This window comes from Azospirillum sp. SYSU D00513 (assembly GCF_017356015.1).
In the GTDB taxonomy this organism is placed as follows: domain Bacteria; phylum Pseudomonadota; class Alphaproteobacteria; order Azospirillales; family Azospirillaceae; genus Azospirillum.
Window position 1 is genome coordinate 1 of sequence record NZ_JAFIQV010000080.1, and the last position, 16,230, is coordinate 16,230.

A 16,230-nucleotide genomic window follows, 5' to 3' on the forward strand; every position below is an offset into this window, starting at 1 on the left:
AACCTCAAGGCGGACGCGGCGCCCCTCTCCCGTGTCCGTTCAAGCTCTTTCAACACCGAGCCTGAACGTCTGTGCCCGTGATACAAGGCGGCTACGGCGGGACCGGCGGGTATGCCAACCAGGGCGGGGGCGGCGTCGCCGGGATGAGCGGTTCGGAGACGCTGGGCACGCTGGGCGGCGCCGGTGTCGGCGCGGTCATCGGTTCCCAGATCGGTGGCGGCACCGGCAAGCTGGTCGCGGTGGGCGTGGGCACGCTGCTTGGCGCCTTCGCGGGCCGCGAGATCGCGCGCCGCCTCGACCCCGCCGACGAGCGTCAGGCGGCAGTCGCCGAGCGGAACGCCATCGCCCAGAACCAGACCATCCGCTGGGACAACCCGCAAAGCGGCTACACCGGAACGGTCGAACCGGTGCGCAGCTACCAGAACGCCAACGGCCAGCTCTGCCGCGACTACACCCACACCATCGTGGTCGATGGCCGGTACGAGACCGCACGGGGCACCGCCTGCCAGGGCAATGATGGAAACTGGCGCCTCATGAGCTGACGCCCCTCGCCGTTTGCCGGCGGTCAGAAACGCAGCCGCGTGCCGAAGAGCACGCGGGTGTCCTCCGCCGGGCTTCCGTCGGCCGCCATGGTGCCGAGATCGGCGGACAGGCTGAGCTTCGGCGACCAGCGGTAGCGGAGTGCCGTGGTCCAGGCGTCCATCTCCGGCTCGCTGCCGACCTTTACCCGGTCCAGGCGGCCGGCGAGGCTCCAGCTCCCCATCGTTCCGGGCTGCTGGTAGAAGATCCCGGCGCTCCAGGTGCGGGTGGTGGGACCGCGCACGGGAGTCTGTTCACGCAGGGTGGTCCCGACCGTCAGGCCGGACAGGGCGACCTGCGCGCCCGCCGTCCAGGAGCGGTGCAGCGCCGCCTCGTCCGCCCGCTTGCGTGCGCGGCCGCCGCCGGCCGTCAAGCGAAGCCTGGCCTTGCCGAGGCTCGCCTCGTGACGGATGCCGCCCTCGACCATATGTTCGGTGGGTGAGTCGCCGTTGCCGTAGCCGACGCGCAGGGGGGCGTAGCTGATGCCGAGTTGGAAGCCCAGCAGCCGCGGCGAGTAATAGGCCGCCCTGGCGTTGAATCCGGTGCTGGCCGGTGCGGCGTTGCGCGCGGGCGCCGTCAGGACGAGGCGGCTGGCCGGCCCCTCCGTCTGGCCGAGCTCCACCTGCCCCCAGCCGCCGAGCGCGATCGCCCGTTTCTGGTAGCTCGAAGCGGTGAGCACCGGCATGTCGGGAGAAGCCGATTGCCCGGCCTCGTAGAATCCCGCCAGCAGGGATAGGGGCGCCGGGGAAAGCGGAGTCGCAGCCGGGTCGGCGAGCGCGGCGCCGGTCCAGAGCAGGCTTGCCGCCAATGTCGGGAATCCTGTGATTCGAGCCATGACGAACCTTCCTGCCGTTGGAGTGCGGTGCGGCAGGAATAGCAGCCTGAGCAGGGCCGGCGGGGGACAAGCCCGTAACAAGAATGGGACATGGCGCCATCCGTGGAATAAACCGCGCCATTGCGCGATGCGGCGTCCGGCCACGTTGCGGCGGGGGGTGAAAACCGACAGGATGGGCGCCTCAGCCGGCAAGGCGATCCGCAACGGGGAAGAACGCGCGAGGCCATGGAGGCGACCAGCTACGTCATTCTCATCGGGTCGATCCTTCTGATCGCCAGCGTCCTCACCAGCTTCCTGGCCCTGCGGGTCGGCACGCCGCTGCTTCTGATCTTCCTCAGCGTTGGGCTTTTGGCCGGCGAGGACGGCATCGGCCGCATCGCCTACAACGACGCCGATTCCGCCTTCCTGATCGGCTCGCTGGCGCTGGCCGTCATCCTGTTCGAGAGCGGATTCGACACGAAGCTGTCGAGTTACCGCGCCGCCGCCTGGCCCGCCCTGACGCTGGCGACGCTTGGCGTCGGGGTGACGACAATCGTGGTCGGGGTGGCCGCGCATCATCTGCTCGGCCTGCCCTGGATCGAGGCGATGCTGCTGGGGTCGGCGGTCAGCTCCACCGACGCGGCGGCCGTCTTCTTCCTGCTGCGGGTCGGCGGCATCACGATCCGCGACCGGGTGCGCTCGGCCCTGGAGATCGAATCGGGCAGCAACGACCCGATGGCGATCCTCCTCACCATCACGCTGCTGGAGGCCGCGACCAACGGCTGGGGCACGCCGCTGGAACTGGCGGAGATGTTCATCCTGCAGATCGCGGGCGGAGCCATCCTCGGCATCCTCGGCGGCTACCTGCTGGCCGCCGTCATCAATGGCGCCACGCGGCTGGAGGCGGGTCTGGCGCCGATGGTGACGCTGGCCTTCGCGCTGTTCATCTTCGCAGGGACCAACATGCTGGGGGGCAGCGGCTTCCTCGCGGTCTATGTGACGGGGCTCGTCGCCGGCAACGTGAAGCTTCGCGGCGCCCTGGCGCTGAAGCGCTTCCACTCCGGCCTGACTTGGCTCAGCCAGATCGTGATGTTCGTCATGCTGGGGCTGCTCGCCACGCCCAGCGACTTCGGCGACATCGCCCTGCCGGCGCTGGCGGTGGCGCTGGTGCTGATCCTGGTGGCGCGGCCGCTGGCCGTGTGGCTCTGCCTGCTGCCCTTCCGCTTCACGCCGAACGAGACGACCTTTCTGGCCTGGGTGGGCCTGCGCGGCGCCGTCTCCATCCTGCTGGCGCTGGTGCCGGTGCTGGGCGACCTGCCCAACGGGCAGGTGATCTTCAACACGGCCTTCCTTGTGGTGATCGTCTCCCTGCTGGTGCAGGGCTGGACCATCGGTCCCATGGCCCGCTGGCTGGGGCTGATCGTGCCGCCGCGCCGCGGCCCGGTGGAGCGCGTGGAGCTGGAACTGCCGGGTGAGGTCGGACAGGAGCTGGTGTCCTACCGCGTGCACCCGCAGAGCCCGGCCGGGCGCGGGCAGCGGCTGCCGCGCTGGGGACGTCCCTCGCTGGTGATCCGCGAGGGGCAGGCGGTGCCGCTTCACAAGACGCGCTCGGTGCAGCCGGGCGACCTCGTCTATCTCTTCACCCCGCCCGAGCAGCTGCCGCTCATCGACCGGCTCTACAGCAGCAGCCGGGCGCTGGAGCAGGACGACCGGGAGTTCTACGGTGATCTCGAACTCAGCCCCGACGCCACCGTCGGACAGATCGCCGAGATGTACGGGCTGCCGCTCGCGATGGCGAACGCCCGGCTGACCCTGCGGGAGCTGCTGCGCAACGAGTTCGGCGGGAACTGCGAGCTGGGCGACCGCATCCGCATGGGCGGCGTCGAGCTGATCGTCCGGGACGTGCAGGAAGGCGAGATCCTGGCGGTCGGGCTGGCGCTGGAGCCGACAACCGTCACGAAGCCCCGCCTGCCCCTGTTCGGCCGCCCGCGCCGGATCCGCGAAAGGCTGCGGAGCTGGTGGGGCCGACGCTCCTTCCGCCGCTGGCAGAAGCAGGAGAAGCGGCGGGACGCCCAAGCCAAGGCCGGTTCGAAGCGCGAGCGCGATCCGGGAGGCGATTAGCCTCCCGTCCCCTCCATCAGGGCCATGTGGATCAGGGGAAAGGGCCGGCCGCTGTCGTCCAGTTCCGAACGGCTGGTCTCGCGGAAGCCCAGCCGCTCGTAGAAGGCGCGGGCTCGGCCGTTCTGCTCGTTCACGTCCACCTCCAGGACGGGCACGCGCGACCGCGCCTGACTCACCAGGGCGCGGCCTACACCCTGGCCGTGCCGGGACGGATCGACGAAGAGCGCGTCGATTTTCGCGCCCGTCATACCCATGAAGCCGACCGGCCGGTCCGCCCCGTCCACCGCGACCAGAAATTCCGCCTGGGGGAGATAGGCCTCGCGGACTTGTCCGGCGTAGTAGGCGATGTCCTCCTCCGTCAGGAAGTCATGCGTCGCCCGAACCGCCGCCAGCCAGATGCCGAACAGCGCATCCCTGTCCTCGGGTCGTGACGGCCGGATCGTGAGCATCGCGTTTTTTTGCCTTCGGTTCATGGAGCGCCCATTCGCGCGGGGGCCGGGAGAATAGGGACGCCCGGCTCCATCGAGCAAGGCCACAATATTGAAAGCGCTGCCCCGAGTTCCAGGGTTAGGGTTCCTATCCTCTTGCGCCTACAACCTAAAGCCAAAATCCAATTTCAACCGGAAGCCGTATCAAGAGCATTCAGGAAAAGGGAGCAGGACATGAGCAAGGTTTTGGCGCGCCAGGCTGTGGAAAGCGGGATCGAGCATCGGGCGGACAACGTCGTCGGCCCGGAGGTGATGCAGCTCGCCAGGGCGCGCCGCGCCTACAAGTCCAGCATGGAGCAGTACACGGACAGCTTGAGCCGCCTGGAGGAACAGGTGTCGGGCATCGGTGACCGGCTGGCCTCCTGCCGCGGCATGCTCGACGGCTACATGAATGTTTGCCAGGATACGTTGGACTTCCACGCCGCCTGCCAGGATGCGATGGAGCAGGACAGCCTGGAAGAGATGATCCGCCTGCGCGACATCCTGGCGCGCCTCGTGCCTTCGCAAAGGCCGGCCTGACCGACTGCCCCGCGCGGCCGCGCGGCAATCGTCCCTGATCACCGCCCTTCCGCAGGAAGGCACTCACGATTCGCGTGTTCCGCGATCAAGACGTTGCGCTTCTGTTACGGCTGAGTGAAGGCCGCGACGGCCACGCCCCCTCCCCGGGGTGCGGGTGGCCGAAGCCACTCAACCGGCAGGCAGATCATGACGCAACGAAACGATGATGCCGTTCCCGCCGCTTCCGCCTCCGATCCCCAAGGGGATCCGCCGCTACGACGCACCATCGGGCTGGCCCAGATGTATTTCTACGGCCTCGGGGGCATGCTCGGCGCCGGGATCTACGGGCTGGTCGGCAAGGCCGCGGGCGAACTCGGCAACACGGTGTGGCTCGCCTTCCTGGTGAGCATGGTCGCGGCCCTGTTGACAGGGCTGTCCTATGCCTCCATCGGGTCGCGCTACCCGCGCGCGGCGGGTGCGGCCTATGTGACGCAGCGGGCCTACCACCGCCCGGGCCTGACCTATGTGGTCGGGCTCGCCGTGATGTGCTCCGCCCTCACCTCGGTCGCCACCCAGTCGCGGGTCGTGGCGGAGAACCTGCGCAGCCTGGGCCTGTTCGAGGACATACCCGCGACCGTGCTGGCCGTCGGCTTCCTCCTGGCGATGTCCGGCATCGTCTTCCGCGGCATCCGGGAATGCATGTGGCTCAACGTCGTCTGCACGACGGTCGAAGCGCTGGGCCTGCTGCTGGTGATCGCGGTCGGCGCGCAATATTGGGGCTCGGCGAACCTGCTGGAGACGCCGCCGTCCGCCGACGGCGGGGAGACCGGAATCGGCATGGTCCTACTGATGCAGGGCGCCGTGCTGACCTTCTTTTCCTTCATCGGCTTCGAGGACACGCTGAACATCGCGGAGGAGGTCAAGAATCCGCGCCGCACCCTTCCGCTGGGCATCATCATGGCGATGGCGAGCGCGACCCTGATCTACATGGCCGTGTCCATAACGGCGGTGTCCGTCCTTCCCTGGCAGGATCTGGCCGCCGCCGCCGGCCCGCTGACGGCGGTGGTGGAGAAGGCAGCCCCGTGGTTCCCGCCCGTCGCCTTCCTGGGCATCACGGTCTTCGCCGTCACCAACACCGCCCTGCTGAACTACGTCACCGCCTCCCGCCTCGCCTACGGCATGGCCCGCCAGGGCTTGCTCCCGGCGCCGCTGGCCCGCGTCCATCACGTGCGGCGGACGCCGCACATCGCCGTCCTGGCGCTGCTGGTCGTCGTGATCGGCCTTTCGATGCTCGGCAACATCACGCAGCTCGCCTCGGCGACGGTGCTTCTTCTGCTGCTCGTCTTCACGGTGGTGAACGGCGCGCTTCTCGTCCTGAAGATGCGCCCGAACGAGCCCGCCGGAGGCTTCGAGGTTCCGATGTTCGTGCCGGCGCTCGGCGGAGCCGTCTGCCTGACGCTGCTGGTCAACCGCGTCGCCACCGGCGACTGGAAGGCGCCGCTGATCGCCGGCGTCATTCTCCTCGCCATTCTGGCGCTCTACCTGACGCTGCGTCCGCAGGCAAAGGAAGACAACGACGTACCGTCGGGGCTCCCGGCGGAGTGAGTTCCCTGGGCTTTCTGGGGTGATGAAAGGGGCGGCACAGAGGATGCCGTCCCTTTCTTCTGTTCGAGAATCAGGTCCAACGCTTTACAACACGGGCTGGTTCGCGCAATTCCGTTTCGGCTCATCGAAAGGACAAAACACCGGACGGTTGGATTGCTTCGGCAAAGAAATGAACCAGGAGATATGCCGAAGAGAAGCTTGTCTGCACAGATAATTCAGTGGATTTTATTTGCATTTCATAGCTCTGTTCATCGATCCTGCCCGACAAGAATGAAGCGCGCGGCGCGATTTCCACGACCAAGCAAGGACAGAGGCAGGAAGAGATGCTGAACGGAAAATCCCTGGGCGCGGCCGCGCTCCTTCTTCTGATGTCCGCCGGGCCGGTCCTGGCCTTCGGCGCCATCGCCGTGGACGACCAGGAGGGTGTGTCCGCCAGCGAGGTCGGCTATGGAGTCGGTTGGGGGAACAGCCGCCGGGAAGCGGAACGCAACGCGCTGGAGGAATGCCGCGACGCCGGAAACCGCAGCTGCCGGGTGGCGGTCTGGTTCGAGACCTGCGGCGCCTATGCCGGTTCGCGGAGCCATTACCAGATCGGCTATGGCCGGACCCTGCGCGATGCCGAAGAGGCGGCCCTCACCGATTGTCCAAAGTGCCGCATCGTCGTTTCGCAATGTGAATGACGCCATACGGGTCATCCAGCGGTGAGCCGCGCCCGGCCCGGTCTGTGGCCGGGCGCTCAGCCACCACCGCTCCATTCTGGACGGCGCCGGAGTGGCCCATCTTGACTGCAGGCGGTTCCAGGGCATCGATGCACGCTCGCCGCCATGCGCAGCCCTGACGGATGGCGTTCCTGACCGGCTCGAACCTGAACGTCGATCAAGCCGCCAGCACCCGCGGTTCGAAGCGCCGCAAAGTCACCCGCCGGCCCGTTGATTTTCGACGAACTCCGTCACTCCTCCAGCGGTGTTTCCCGCGTCATCGGGTGGCACCGTTCCCATCCATTCGCTCCAATTTGTGGTGGGACGCTTATCGTAATAGCGCCACGCTTACGCTGTTTCGGTTTCGCTTCGAGCGCGCAGGACCCGTAGAAAGTAACGGACAGCGCTGGAGGCCAACGTGTCCTTCACCCTTCTTTTTACAAAGAACGCAGAATTGCACGCCCTCGAGGCGGAGGATTATCCGGACGCCTTGATCAACGCCCGCGATCTCATCACTCGTGGCGCTCTGGACATGTCGATCATCAATCCCTTCGGCAAAGCCATCGCTCAGCATCAGGACATACTCCAGGCCTGGAAACACATCGGCCTGCTGAAGCAATGCGAGGGCTCAACTCATTGAGTGGGATGCGTCATCCTGCGAGGGAACAAGGCGCGTGCAACGGCGACGACCAGTTTGGGCGATGACCAGTTCGTAAACCGGTCCGTTCCGATGCCTGGACGAGCAGTCTAAACCATTGGGAAAAGTGGTGATCCGGGTGGGACTCGAACCCACGGCCACATGATTAAAAGTCACGTGCTCTACCGACTGAGCTACCGGATCATCGGTCCGCCTGGAGGTGCGCCGGCCTTTCGGCTCCGGCTCTTTCCGGCGGGGTGGGCGGCAACATAGGGGGGCCGGCCTTGCCGGTCAACCCAAATGCTGCCGCCGATTTCACCGAATTTTGCGTCAGGCCTGGACGCGCTGGTCGTTGCCCTTCCCGCCTTCCGCCTGGAAGCGGCTGGCGAGGCGGGCGGCCACGCGCGGGGTCACGAACTGGGAAATATCCCCGCCCAGGCGCCCGATCTCCTTCACGAATCGCGAGGAGATGAACTGGTGGCGCTCCGACGCCATGAGGAACATGGTGTCGACGTTGGCGTTCAGCCGCGAGTTCATGCCGGCCATCTGGAATTCATACTCGAAGTCCGAAACGGCGCGCAGGCCGCGGATGATGACGCTGGCGTTCATCTCCACCGCGAAATGCATCAGCAGATTCTCGAAGGGCCGCACTTCGATGCTGGCCCCCCCGTCGCAGGCCGCCACGTCCTCGCGGACCAACTCGACCCGCTCCTCGGTGGAGAAGAGCGGGCCCTTGCCGGCGTTGCGGGCGACGCCGACGACCAGATGGTCCACCAGCCGGGAGGCTCGCTGGATGATGTCCAGGTGCCCGTTGGTGATCGGGTCGAAGGTGCCGGGATAGACGCCGATCCGGCGCTTCGTGGCGGCGTTGGGGGACATGGCGGCTACCGACATGCTGGCTGCTCCTTCCGTCACGCCGTCACTCGGTCGGCTCGGCGGCGCCGGCCGGGCCGCTGTCGCCGGAGCCGCTGTCGCCGAGGCCGTTGTCGCCCATTCCGGTTTCGACCGCGCCGTCGGCGGCACCATCAGCGATGCCGGTTTCCACGCCCGCTTCGACGGCGTTCTCGACGCTGCCCTCCTCGTCGGCGATGGAAGCGACGGAGACGACGCGCTCCTCCGGCCCGACGCGGAACAGGGTGACGCCCAGCGTCTTGCGGCCGGCGATGCGGACGTCGTGGATCGGGCTGCGGATGACCTGCCCGCCGTTGGTGACCATCATCACCTGCTGGCGCTCGGTCACCGGGAAGGAGGCGATGATCGAGCCGTTGCGGTCGCTCATCTCCATGTTCCAGATGCCCTGCCCGCCACGGCCGGTGACCCGGTACTCGTAGGACGAGGTCCGCTTGCCGTAGCCGCGCTCGGTGACGGTCAGGATGTACTGCTCGAGCTGCTTCAGCTCCTCGTAGCGCTCCTGGGTGAGGGTGACGATCTCGTCGGAGACATCCTCCGCCTCGGGGGCAGCCTCACCGACCATGTCCACCCCTTCCTCGCGCTTCTTCTTGAAGAAGGCGGCGCGCTCGGCCGGGCTGGCCTCGACATGGTTGAGGATCGACATGGAGATGACCTCGTCGCCCGGCGCCAGACGGATGCCGCGCACGCCGGTCGAGGTACGGCCGGAGAAGACGCGCACGTCGCCCACCTGGAAGCGGATGCTCTTGCCGCCGCGCGTGGCGAGCAGCAGGTCGTCGTTCTCCGAACAGGTGCGCACGGAGATCAGACGCTCGCCCTCCTCCTCGAGCTTCATGGCGATGAGGCCGTTGGAGCGGATGTTGGCGAAGTCCGACATGCGGTTGCGCCGCACGTTGCCCTGCGATGTCGCGAAGACGACGTTCAGCTCCGACCAGGTCGCCTCGTCCTCGGCCAGCGCCAGGACGGTGGTGATGGTCTCGCCCTCCTCCAGCGGCAGGAGGTTGACGAAGGCCTTGCCGCGCGCCTGCGGGTTGCCCAAGGGCAGGCGGTAGACCTTCAGCTTGTAGACCAGCCCGCGGGACGAGAAGAGCAGAAGCGGCGTGTGGGTGTTGGCGACGAACAGGTCGCTGACCGCGTCCTCCGCCTTCATCGACATGCCCGAGCGGCCCTTGCCGCCACGCCGCTGCGCCCGGTAGGTGGAGAGCGGAACGCGCTTCACGTAGCCGGACTGGCTGACGGTGACGACCATGTCCTCGCGCTGGATCAGGTCCTCGATGTCGGCCTCGAACTCCAGCTCCAGGATCTCGGTCCGGCGCGGGGTGCCGAACCGCTCCTTCATCTCGACCAGCTCGTCGCGCAGGATGCCCAGCAGCTTCGCGCGGTTGGCCAGAGTCTCCAGATAGTCCGCGATCTGGTCGGTGACCTCGCGCAGCTCGCCGCCGATCTTGTCCCGCTCCAGCCCGGTCAGACGGTGCAGGCGCAGGTCCAGGATGGCGCGGGCCTGCTGTTCGGACAGGCGGTAGGTGCCGGCGGCGCTGACGCGGTGGCCAGGCTCGTCGATCAGCTCGATCAGCGGGGTCACGTCCCCGGCCGGCCACTCGCGGGCGATCATCTCCTCGCGGGCGATGGCCGGGTCCGGCGCGCGGCGGATCAGGGCGATCATCTCGTCCAGGTTCGCAACGGCGACCGCCAGGCCCACCAAGGTGTGGGCGCGCTCGCGCGCCTTGCCCAGCAGGAACTCGGTGCGGCGGGTGATGACCTGCTCGCGGAAGCGGACGAAGGCCTCGATGATGGCGCGCAGCCCCATCAGCTCCGGCCGGCCGCCGTTCAGCGCCAGCATGTTGACGCCGAAGGAGGTCTGGAGCTGGGTGTGGCGGAAGAGCTGGGCGAGGACGACGTCGGGGACGGCGTCGCGCTTCAGCTCGATCACCACGCGCACGCCGTCGCGGTCCGACTCGTCGCGCAGGTCGGAGATGCCCTCGACGATCTTGTCGTTCACGACCTCGCCGATGCGCTCCATCAGCTTGGACTTGTTGACCTGGTACGGGATTTCCGTCGCGACGATGGCCCAGCGGTCCTTGCGGATCTCCTCGATGGTCGTCCGGGCGCGCATGATGATGGAGCCGCGGCCCAGCGTCAGCCCGGCGCGCACGCCCGAGCGGCCGAGGATGAGGGCGCCCGTGGGGAAGTCCGGGCCGGGGACCAGCTCGATCAGCTCCTCGTCGGTGACCGCGTTGTTGTCGATGTAGGCGCAGCAGGCGTCGATCACCTCGCCCAGATTGTGGGGCGGGATGTTGGTCGCCATGCCCACGGCGATGCCGCCGGCGCCGTTGACCAGCAGGTTCGGGAAGCGCGAGGGGATGACCACCGGCTCGCGCGAGGAATCGTCGTAGTTCGACTGGAAATCGACCGTGTCCTTGTCGATGTCGTCGAGCATCGCCTCCGCCGCCTTGGCGAGGCGCGCCTCGGTGTAGCGCATGGCCGCCGCCGGGTCGCCGTCCATCGAGCCGAAATTGCCCTGGCCGTCGATCAGCGGCAGGCGCATGGAGAAATCCTGCGCCATGCGGACCATCGCGTCGTAGATCGCGCTGTCGCCGTGCGGGTGGTATTTACCCATCACGTCGCCGACGATGCGCGCCGACTTCTTGTAGGGCTTGGTCGAGTCGTACCCGCCCTCCTTCATCGCGTAGAGGATGCGCCGGTGCACGGGCTTCAGCCCGTCGCGCACATCGGGCAGCGCGCGGCTCACGATCACGCTCATCGCGTAATCGAGGTAGGAGGCGCGCATCTCGTCTTCGAGGTTGATCGGCGAGATGTCGGAGGCGGGAGGAAGGGGCGTCGTGCTCAAGGAACCGGACTCATTCTTCTGGCTGCGTTGGCGTCCGGCCGGGAAAGGTCTTTCCCGCCGAATGCAGCGTTAAATATAAGAATTCCTATCAGATTTCGCAGGTGCAGACAACGACGCCCGTGGCAAAAAGCGGGTCAGCGGCGGCACAACCACGCGAATCGGGCGCCGAGAATCGTCACCGATACGATGCTGGCGATGAGGATCGCCTCGAAAAGACCAAGGACGCCCCGGTCGAGTACGAAGACCAGCAGCGCGGATACCGGAATCATCACCAGCCCGTAGGAAATGAAGTGCAGCACGGTGGGGATCCACACGTCGTTTCGCCCGCGCAGCGCGTTGCCCATCACCGCCTGCCCGCCGTCGGCCACCAGCACCAGCGCCGTGAAGGCGATGAGCGGCGCCACGAAGGCGGCGAGTTCGGCGTCGGTGGTGTAGATCGCCGCGAGGCTTTCCGGCGCGAAGCGGAACAGCAGCCCGACGCAGGCCAGGAAGGCGCTGGTCACGCCGAGCCCCGTCCAGCCGGCGAGCGCCATGTCCTGACGGTCGCCGCGCCCGTAGGCGACGGCCACCCGGACCGCCGTGGCCGAGGCCAGCCCGACCGCCGCCATGAAGGGAAGCGCCGTCAGGTTCAGCCCGATCGTGTAGGCGGCGAGCGCCAGCGGCGAGATCATCCCGGCGAAGAGCCCGAGGGCCGCGAAGGCGCCGCTCTCCACCGCGAGACTGAGGCCGGCGGCATAGCCGAGATGCCGCTGGGCGTGGCTGTCCCGCCACCAGCGGCCGGGGTTCAGCCGCACGCCCCAGCGTTCCTGGTCGTGCATCCACCAGACATAAGCGACCAGTCCCAGCCCCATCACCCAGCGCACCCCCGTCGTCGCCCAGGCCGAGCCAATGGCGCCCAGCTCCGGCAGCCCCCACTGCCCCCAGACCAGCCCCAGGTTCAGCACGGCGTTCACGATGTTGCCGACGATCATGGCGACCATGCCCGGCACGGGCCGCTTCAGCCCTTCCAGGAAGAAGCCGGTGGTGATGTAGAGCATCATGCCGGGCATGCCGAGCCCGAGCACGGCCAGCACCGCACCGCCGCCGGCCGCGAGGTCCGGCGCCTGGCCGGTCAGCCGGTAGAACATCTCGCCCGGCAGGGAGGCGAGGGCGAAGAGCAGCCCGAGCAGCAGCGCGTAGGGGACGGACCGGCGCCAGACCCGCCCGCATTCCCGGTCGTTCCCCGCGCCGAAAGCATGGGCCGTCATGGCGACCGTGCCCATGGCGAGGCCGACCCCGGTCGCCGCCATGACCTGGCCGGGCAGATGCGCCAGCCCGTAATAGGCCAGTTCCTGGGCCGCGTAGCGGCCGACGATGGCCGTGTCCACCGCGGCCATCACCATCAGCCCGGCGCGCGACACGATGGCCGGCGCCGCCAGCCGCGTCAGCTCGGCGACATGGGCGCGCAGCCGGACGCGCAGGGGGAGTTCGGCGGGGATCGGGGCGGCGGCGGACATGGCGGAACCGGAAAGAAGGGCCGCGGACGGCCAAGGGGGCGAAATCTTTGCTTTTCGGCCTACCCCGTCAAGGGCCGGCGTGTCGCCGCACGCAAGCTTGCCACCCCGGCAGACGGACGCGGAACCAACGAAGGAGGCAGAGCGTTCCTTCTTCAGTCCTGTCCAAGGAGGAGTTCGGGGCCATGACCCGCACGATTCGCTTCCCCGCGCACCAGATCGCGCTCGCCAGCTTCGTTCTGGCCTGCGCGGCCCTGCTCTCCGGCTGCAACACGGTCGAGGGGCTGGGCGAGGACGTCACCGCCGGCGGCCGCGCGATCGAGCGCGCCGCCGACTGACGACGAACAGCAGCCGCAGACAAACAGCCACCGCAGACGACCGGTGATCGCAGACCGGCGACCACCGAGCAAACGGGAGATTCCGCCATGAGCGATCCGATGAATCCCGGCCCGGCCGAGGTGCCCTCGCCCGACAGCCCGGCCCCGCCCGATCCGACCTACCCCAACACGCCGGATCCCTATCCGATGCCCGGCAACCCGGACACGCCGGTCGAAATGCCGCCTCCGGCGGACCAGCCGGCACCCGGCATGCCCAACCCCAGCATCGGCTGAGGCCGGCTGCGGAGCATGACGGACGGCCGGCACCCCGACGGGCGCCGGCCGTTCCGCGTTCAGCCTTCCTTTGCCATTCAGCCCTGCCGTGCCGCGAGCTGCGCCAGCGCCGCGGCGGCGGTTTCCACCACGGGCTCCCAGGCGCCCGGCGCCGGCTGCCGGATCAGGCGGAGCGTCGGGTACCAGGGGCTGTCCACCCGCCCCCACTGCCAGCGCCAGTCCGGCACGAAGGGCAGCAGCACCCAGACCGGCTTGCCGAGCGCGCCAGCCAGATGCGCCACCGCCGTGTCCACCGTGACGACCAGGTCCAGCTCCATGATCAGGGCGGCCGTGTCGGTGAAGGACCGCAGCTCGCCCGAGACGTCGATGATCCGCCTCTCCTCCCGCCAGCCGCGGGCCTGTTCCGCGGCGGGGCCGATCTGGAGCGAGACGAGCCGCACGCCGGGAACCGAGGAGAGCGGGCGGAGCCGTTCGAGCGCCATCGAGCGGCGGCGGTCGTTGCCGTGCGCAGGCCGGCCGGCCCAGACGAGCCCGCACAGCAGGCGCGCGTCCCCGGCCTCGGCGGACAGCCGCTCGGCCCAGCTTCGCCGACGTTGCAGATCGGCGCGCAAATAGGGAACCGCCCCCCCGAACAGCTCCGCGCCGGTGCCGAGCAGCCGCGGCAGGCTCATCATGGGCGCGAAGACGTCGAAGGGCGGCAGGCCCGCCCCACCCGGATAATCCGGCGCACGCGCGATGACCTCCGTCTCCGGCGGCAGGGGTGCCGCGCGGAACAGCTCCAGCAGGGGATGCGGCACCTCCAGCAGGATCCGCCCCGCGCCGCGCCGTGCCGCCAGCGGCAGGAAACGGAGGAACTGGATGCCGTCGCCCAGCCCCTGCTCCGCGCCGATCAGCAGCGTGCGGCCGTCGAGCGGCCTTCCGTCCCACTCGGGCTGGGCAAAGCTCCGCCGCTCCTTGCGCATGACCTTCGCCCAGCGCCACTCGAAGGCGTCCCAGCCACGCGCGAAATCACCATCGGTCAGCAGGGCCAGGGCGCTGTTCCAATGCGCGTCCGGGTTGCCTGGATCGAGCGCCAGCGCGGCGTTCCAGGCCTGGAGCGCTTCCCGGCCGCGGCCGAGGTCGGACAGGGCCCGCCCGAGATTGACGAGCGCGCCGGTGTGGCGCGGGTCGAGCCGCAGGACGGCCTCGTACCGCGCGACGGCCTCTTCCAGCCGATCCTGCCGCTCCAGCGCGACACCCAGGTTGAAGGCGGCGGCGAGGTGGTCCGGCCGGGCCGACAGGACCCGCTCCAGGCAGGACACCGCCTCTTCCAGCTCCCCCGTTTCGGTCAAGGCGACGCCCAGGTTGGCCAGCGTCTCGACGCCGTCCGGCCGATGCCGCAACGCCTGCCGCAGCACCGCCGCCGCCTCGGCGGGCCGGCCGCTTTCCCGCAGCAGCACCCCCTGATTCGTGAGCGTCTGCGGATCGCCGGGGTTCAGGCGCAGGGCCTTCTTCAGGTGGAGCCCGGCCTCGGCCAGATCGCCCCGCACAAGATGGATCGCCCCGAGATTTGCGAGGGCGCGCCCCGCGTTCGGGTCCTTCGGATGGCGCGCGAGGAAGGCGCGGTAAAGGCCGGCGGCCTCCTCCAGCCGCCCGGACTGGTGGAGCGCAAGCGCTTGGCGCAGATCGGCGAGGCGGTCGGGTTTCGGCGGCATGGGGCGGAGGTCCGGAAGCACTCAACCGATTGAAGCAGTTGGCCGATTGTAGAAGGCGGCGAAGGCCGCTGTCCCGCGTCAATTTCCTGCCCCGATAAATTGCTCTACCCCTCGCAGTGGCTGTGGAACCAGAGTCCTCATCGCCTGTTCTAAGTACAAATCAGCCATGCGAGCTCATCAGCCCTAATTATGTCACAGATTTTCCACAGATGCTGTGTCTGAAATACAATTCATTGAGAAAATAGTGTCTATGCTCTCCGTCAATATGTATTGCCCCGCCTTCATCCGAGCGAGTTAGCTCGGCGTTTTCCTTTTCTCTTTGCCTCCCTGACGCCATTCTTTCATTCATCGCATCACAGGAGGACAGCATGGCGAAGATCTGGGGAGACAACAGCAGCAACTCTCTGACCGGAACCGCCGAGGCCGACATCATCTACGGCCGTAGCGGCGATGATGCGATCCAGGGCATGGGCGGGAACGACCTGCTCTACGGTGAATGGGGCAACGACCGCCTCTCCGGTGGAGCCGGCCGCGACACGCTCGACGGCGGCGCCGGTGACGACTGGCTCGGCGACCCCTACAGCGGGGACGACGGTGACGACCGCATGGTCGGCGGCGCCGGCAACGATCAGATCTTCGGCGGCGCCGGCAACGACCGCCTCTCCGGCGGGGCCGACAACGACACGGTCAAGGGTGGCACCGGCAACGACACGATGGCCGGCGGGGCGGGTGACGACTGGCTGATCGACACCATGCGCGACGGCGGCGCGGACGTCTTCGATCCGGGCACCGGCAACGACCACATGAAGAGCTACTTCGACGGTCTGACCGACCACTTCATCATGCGCACCGCCACCGGCGGCTTTGGCGACGACGACATCGCCTATTTCGAGAAGGGCATCGACCGCATCGAATTCCAGGGCTACACGGCCGCGCAGATGAGCGTCGCCACGTCTGGAAGCAGCACGACCTTCGCCTTCACCGACGGCTCGTCGCTGGTGGTGGACGCGGTGGGCCTGAGTGCCGGGTCGGACTACCTGTTCACCTGACCGGCAAAGGACACCGTTCCAGGCAAGGGGCCGGGCGAAAGCCTGGCCCTTTTCCGTTGGGGGCGGCCGCCGGCCGATTGAGGCACGGCCAAGCCGTGAATCGGGATAGGGGGCGATCCTAGTGGACCGCACCCCTCCCACACCACCCGGCATGCGGGTCCGCACCGGGCGGTTCGAGGAGTTGAG

The 16,230-nt window shown here is 68.2% G+C and carries 15 protein-coding genes and 1 tRNA gene; 9 read left to right on the top strand and 7 right to left on the bottom strand.

Features of this window, described 5'->3' with window-relative positions:
* Positions 1 to 71: 71 nt before the first annotated feature.
* Positions 72 to 542, top strand: a complete 471-nt coding sequence (locus JUB11_RS31330) for an RT0821/Lpp0805 family surface protein (protein WP_348771546.1) — start codon at positions 72 to 74, stop codon at positions 540 to 542.
* Between the two features lie 23 nt (positions 543 to 565).
* Here the strand turns inward: JUB11_RS31330 and JUB11_RS31335 are convergent, their stop codons facing one another.
* Positions 566 to 1,414 carry a porin gene (locus JUB11_RS31335; RefSeq protein WP_207462737.1) on the bottom strand — a complete coding sequence of 283 codons (849 nt, stop codon included), beginning with the start codon at positions 1,412 to 1,414 and terminating at the stop codon, positions 566 to 568.
* Between the two features lie 225 nt (positions 1,415 to 1,639).
* Here JUB11_RS31335 and JUB11_RS31340 point away from each other — a divergent pair, with 225 nt between their 5' ends.
* The gene (locus JUB11_RS31340; protein WP_207462738.1) at positions 1,640 to 3,514 is read left to right on the top strand and encodes a potassium/proton antiporter; all 1,875 of its coding nucleotides are present in this window, start codon (positions 1,640 to 1,642) and stop codon (positions 3,512 to 3,514) included.
* Here the strand turns inward: JUB11_RS31340 and JUB11_RS31345 are convergent.
* Complete coding sequence (locus JUB11_RS31345) at positions 3,511 to 3,963, bottom strand: acetyltransferase (RefSeq protein ID WP_207462739.1); 453 nt, start codon at positions 3,961 to 3,963, stop codon at positions 3,511 to 3,513. The genes JUB11_RS31340 and JUB11_RS31345 overlap by 4 nt on opposite strands.
* Before the next feature lie 213 nt (positions 3,964 to 4,176).
* Between JUB11_RS31345 and JUB11_RS31350 the strand changes: the two genes are divergently transcribed.
* The 4 genes from JUB11_RS31350 to JUB11_RS31365 all read left to right on the top strand — a co-directional run bounded on the left by JUB11_RS31350 (position 4,177) and on the right by JUB11_RS31365 (position 7,443).
* Entirely contained in the window at positions 4,177 to 4,521 is a 345-nt protein-coding gene (locus JUB11_RS31350; RefSeq protein WP_207462740.1) for a hypothetical protein, read from the top strand.
* 186 nt (positions 4,522 to 4,707) lie between these two features.
* A complete protein-coding gene (locus JUB11_RS31355) occupies positions 4,708 to 6,105 on the top strand; it encodes an APC family permease (RefSeq protein ID WP_207462741.1) in 1,398 nt (465 codons plus the stop codon).
* Positions 6,106 to 6,428: 323 nt separating this feature from the next.
* The gene (locus JUB11_RS31360; protein WP_207462742.1) at positions 6,429 to 6,785 is read left to right on the top strand and encodes a DUF4189 domain-containing protein; all 357 of its coding nucleotides are present in this window, start codon (positions 6,429 to 6,431) and stop codon (positions 6,783 to 6,785) included.
* Positions 6,786 to 7,221: 436 nt separating this feature from the next.
* Positions 7,222 to 7,443: a hypothetical protein gene (locus tag JUB11_RS31365; protein ID WP_207462743.1), complete on the top strand. Its 222-nt coding sequence runs from the start codon at positions 7,222 to 7,224 to the stop codon at positions 7,441 to 7,443.
* Positions 7,444 to 7,568: 125 nt separating this feature from the next.
* Here the strand turns inward: JUB11_RS31365 and JUB11_RS31370 are convergent.
* From JUB11_RS31370 to JUB11_RS31385, 4 genes are all read right to left on the bottom strand, one after another.
* Positions 7,569 to 7,644, bottom strand: a tRNA-Lys gene (locus JUB11_RS31370).
* A 126-nt stretch (positions 7,645 to 7,770) separates the two neighbouring features.
* Entirely contained in the window at positions 7,771 to 8,334 is a 564-nt protein-coding gene (gene coaD / locus JUB11_RS31375; RefSeq protein ID WP_247887460.1) for a pantetheine-phosphate adenylyltransferase, read from the bottom strand.
* 25 nt (positions 8,335 to 8,359) lie between these two features.
* Entirely contained in the window at positions 8,360 to 11,197 is a 2,838-nt protein-coding gene (gene gyrA, locus JUB11_RS31380; protein WP_207462744.1) for a DNA gyrase subunit A, read from the bottom strand.
* 134 nt (positions 11,198 to 11,331) lie between these two features.
* The gene (locus tag JUB11_RS31385; RefSeq protein WP_207462745.1) at positions 11,332 to 12,693 is read right to left on the bottom strand and encodes an MATE family efflux transporter; all 1,362 of its coding nucleotides are present in this window, start codon (positions 12,691 to 12,693) and stop codon (positions 11,332 to 11,334) included.
* A 182-nt stretch (positions 12,694 to 12,875) separates the two neighbouring features.
* On the opposite strand from JUB11_RS31385, the gene JUB11_RS31390 reads away from it, so the two are divergent.
* Both JUB11_RS31390 and JUB11_RS31395 read left to right on the top strand, forming a co-directional pair.
* Positions 12,876 to 13,028, top strand: coding sequence for an entericidin A/B family lipoprotein (locus JUB11_RS31390; protein WP_207462746.1), 153 nt, complete (start codon positions 12,876 to 12,878; stop codon positions 13,026 to 13,028).
* An 87-nt stretch (positions 13,029 to 13,115) separates the two neighbouring features.
* Positions 13,116 to 13,301: a hypothetical protein gene (locus JUB11_RS31395; protein WP_207462747.1), complete on the top strand. Its 186-nt coding sequence runs from the start codon at positions 13,116 to 13,118 to the stop codon at positions 13,299 to 13,301.
* A gap of 77 nt (positions 13,302 to 13,378) precedes the next feature.
* Here the strand turns inward: JUB11_RS31395 and JUB11_RS31400 are convergent, their stop codons facing one another.
* Positions 13,379 to 14,995, bottom strand: a complete 1,617-nt coding sequence (locus tag JUB11_RS31400) for a tetratricopeptide repeat protein (RefSeq protein WP_207462748.1) — start codon at positions 14,993 to 14,995, stop codon at positions 13,379 to 13,381.
* 368 nt (positions 14,996 to 15,363) lie between these two features.
* On the opposite strand from JUB11_RS31400, the gene JUB11_RS31405 reads away from it, so the two are divergent.
* A complete protein-coding gene (locus JUB11_RS31405) occupies positions 15,364 to 16,044 on the top strand; it encodes a calcium-binding protein (RefSeq protein WP_207462749.1) in 681 nt (226 codons plus the stop codon).
* The last annotated feature ends 186 nt before the right edge of the window (positions 16,045 to 16,230 follow it).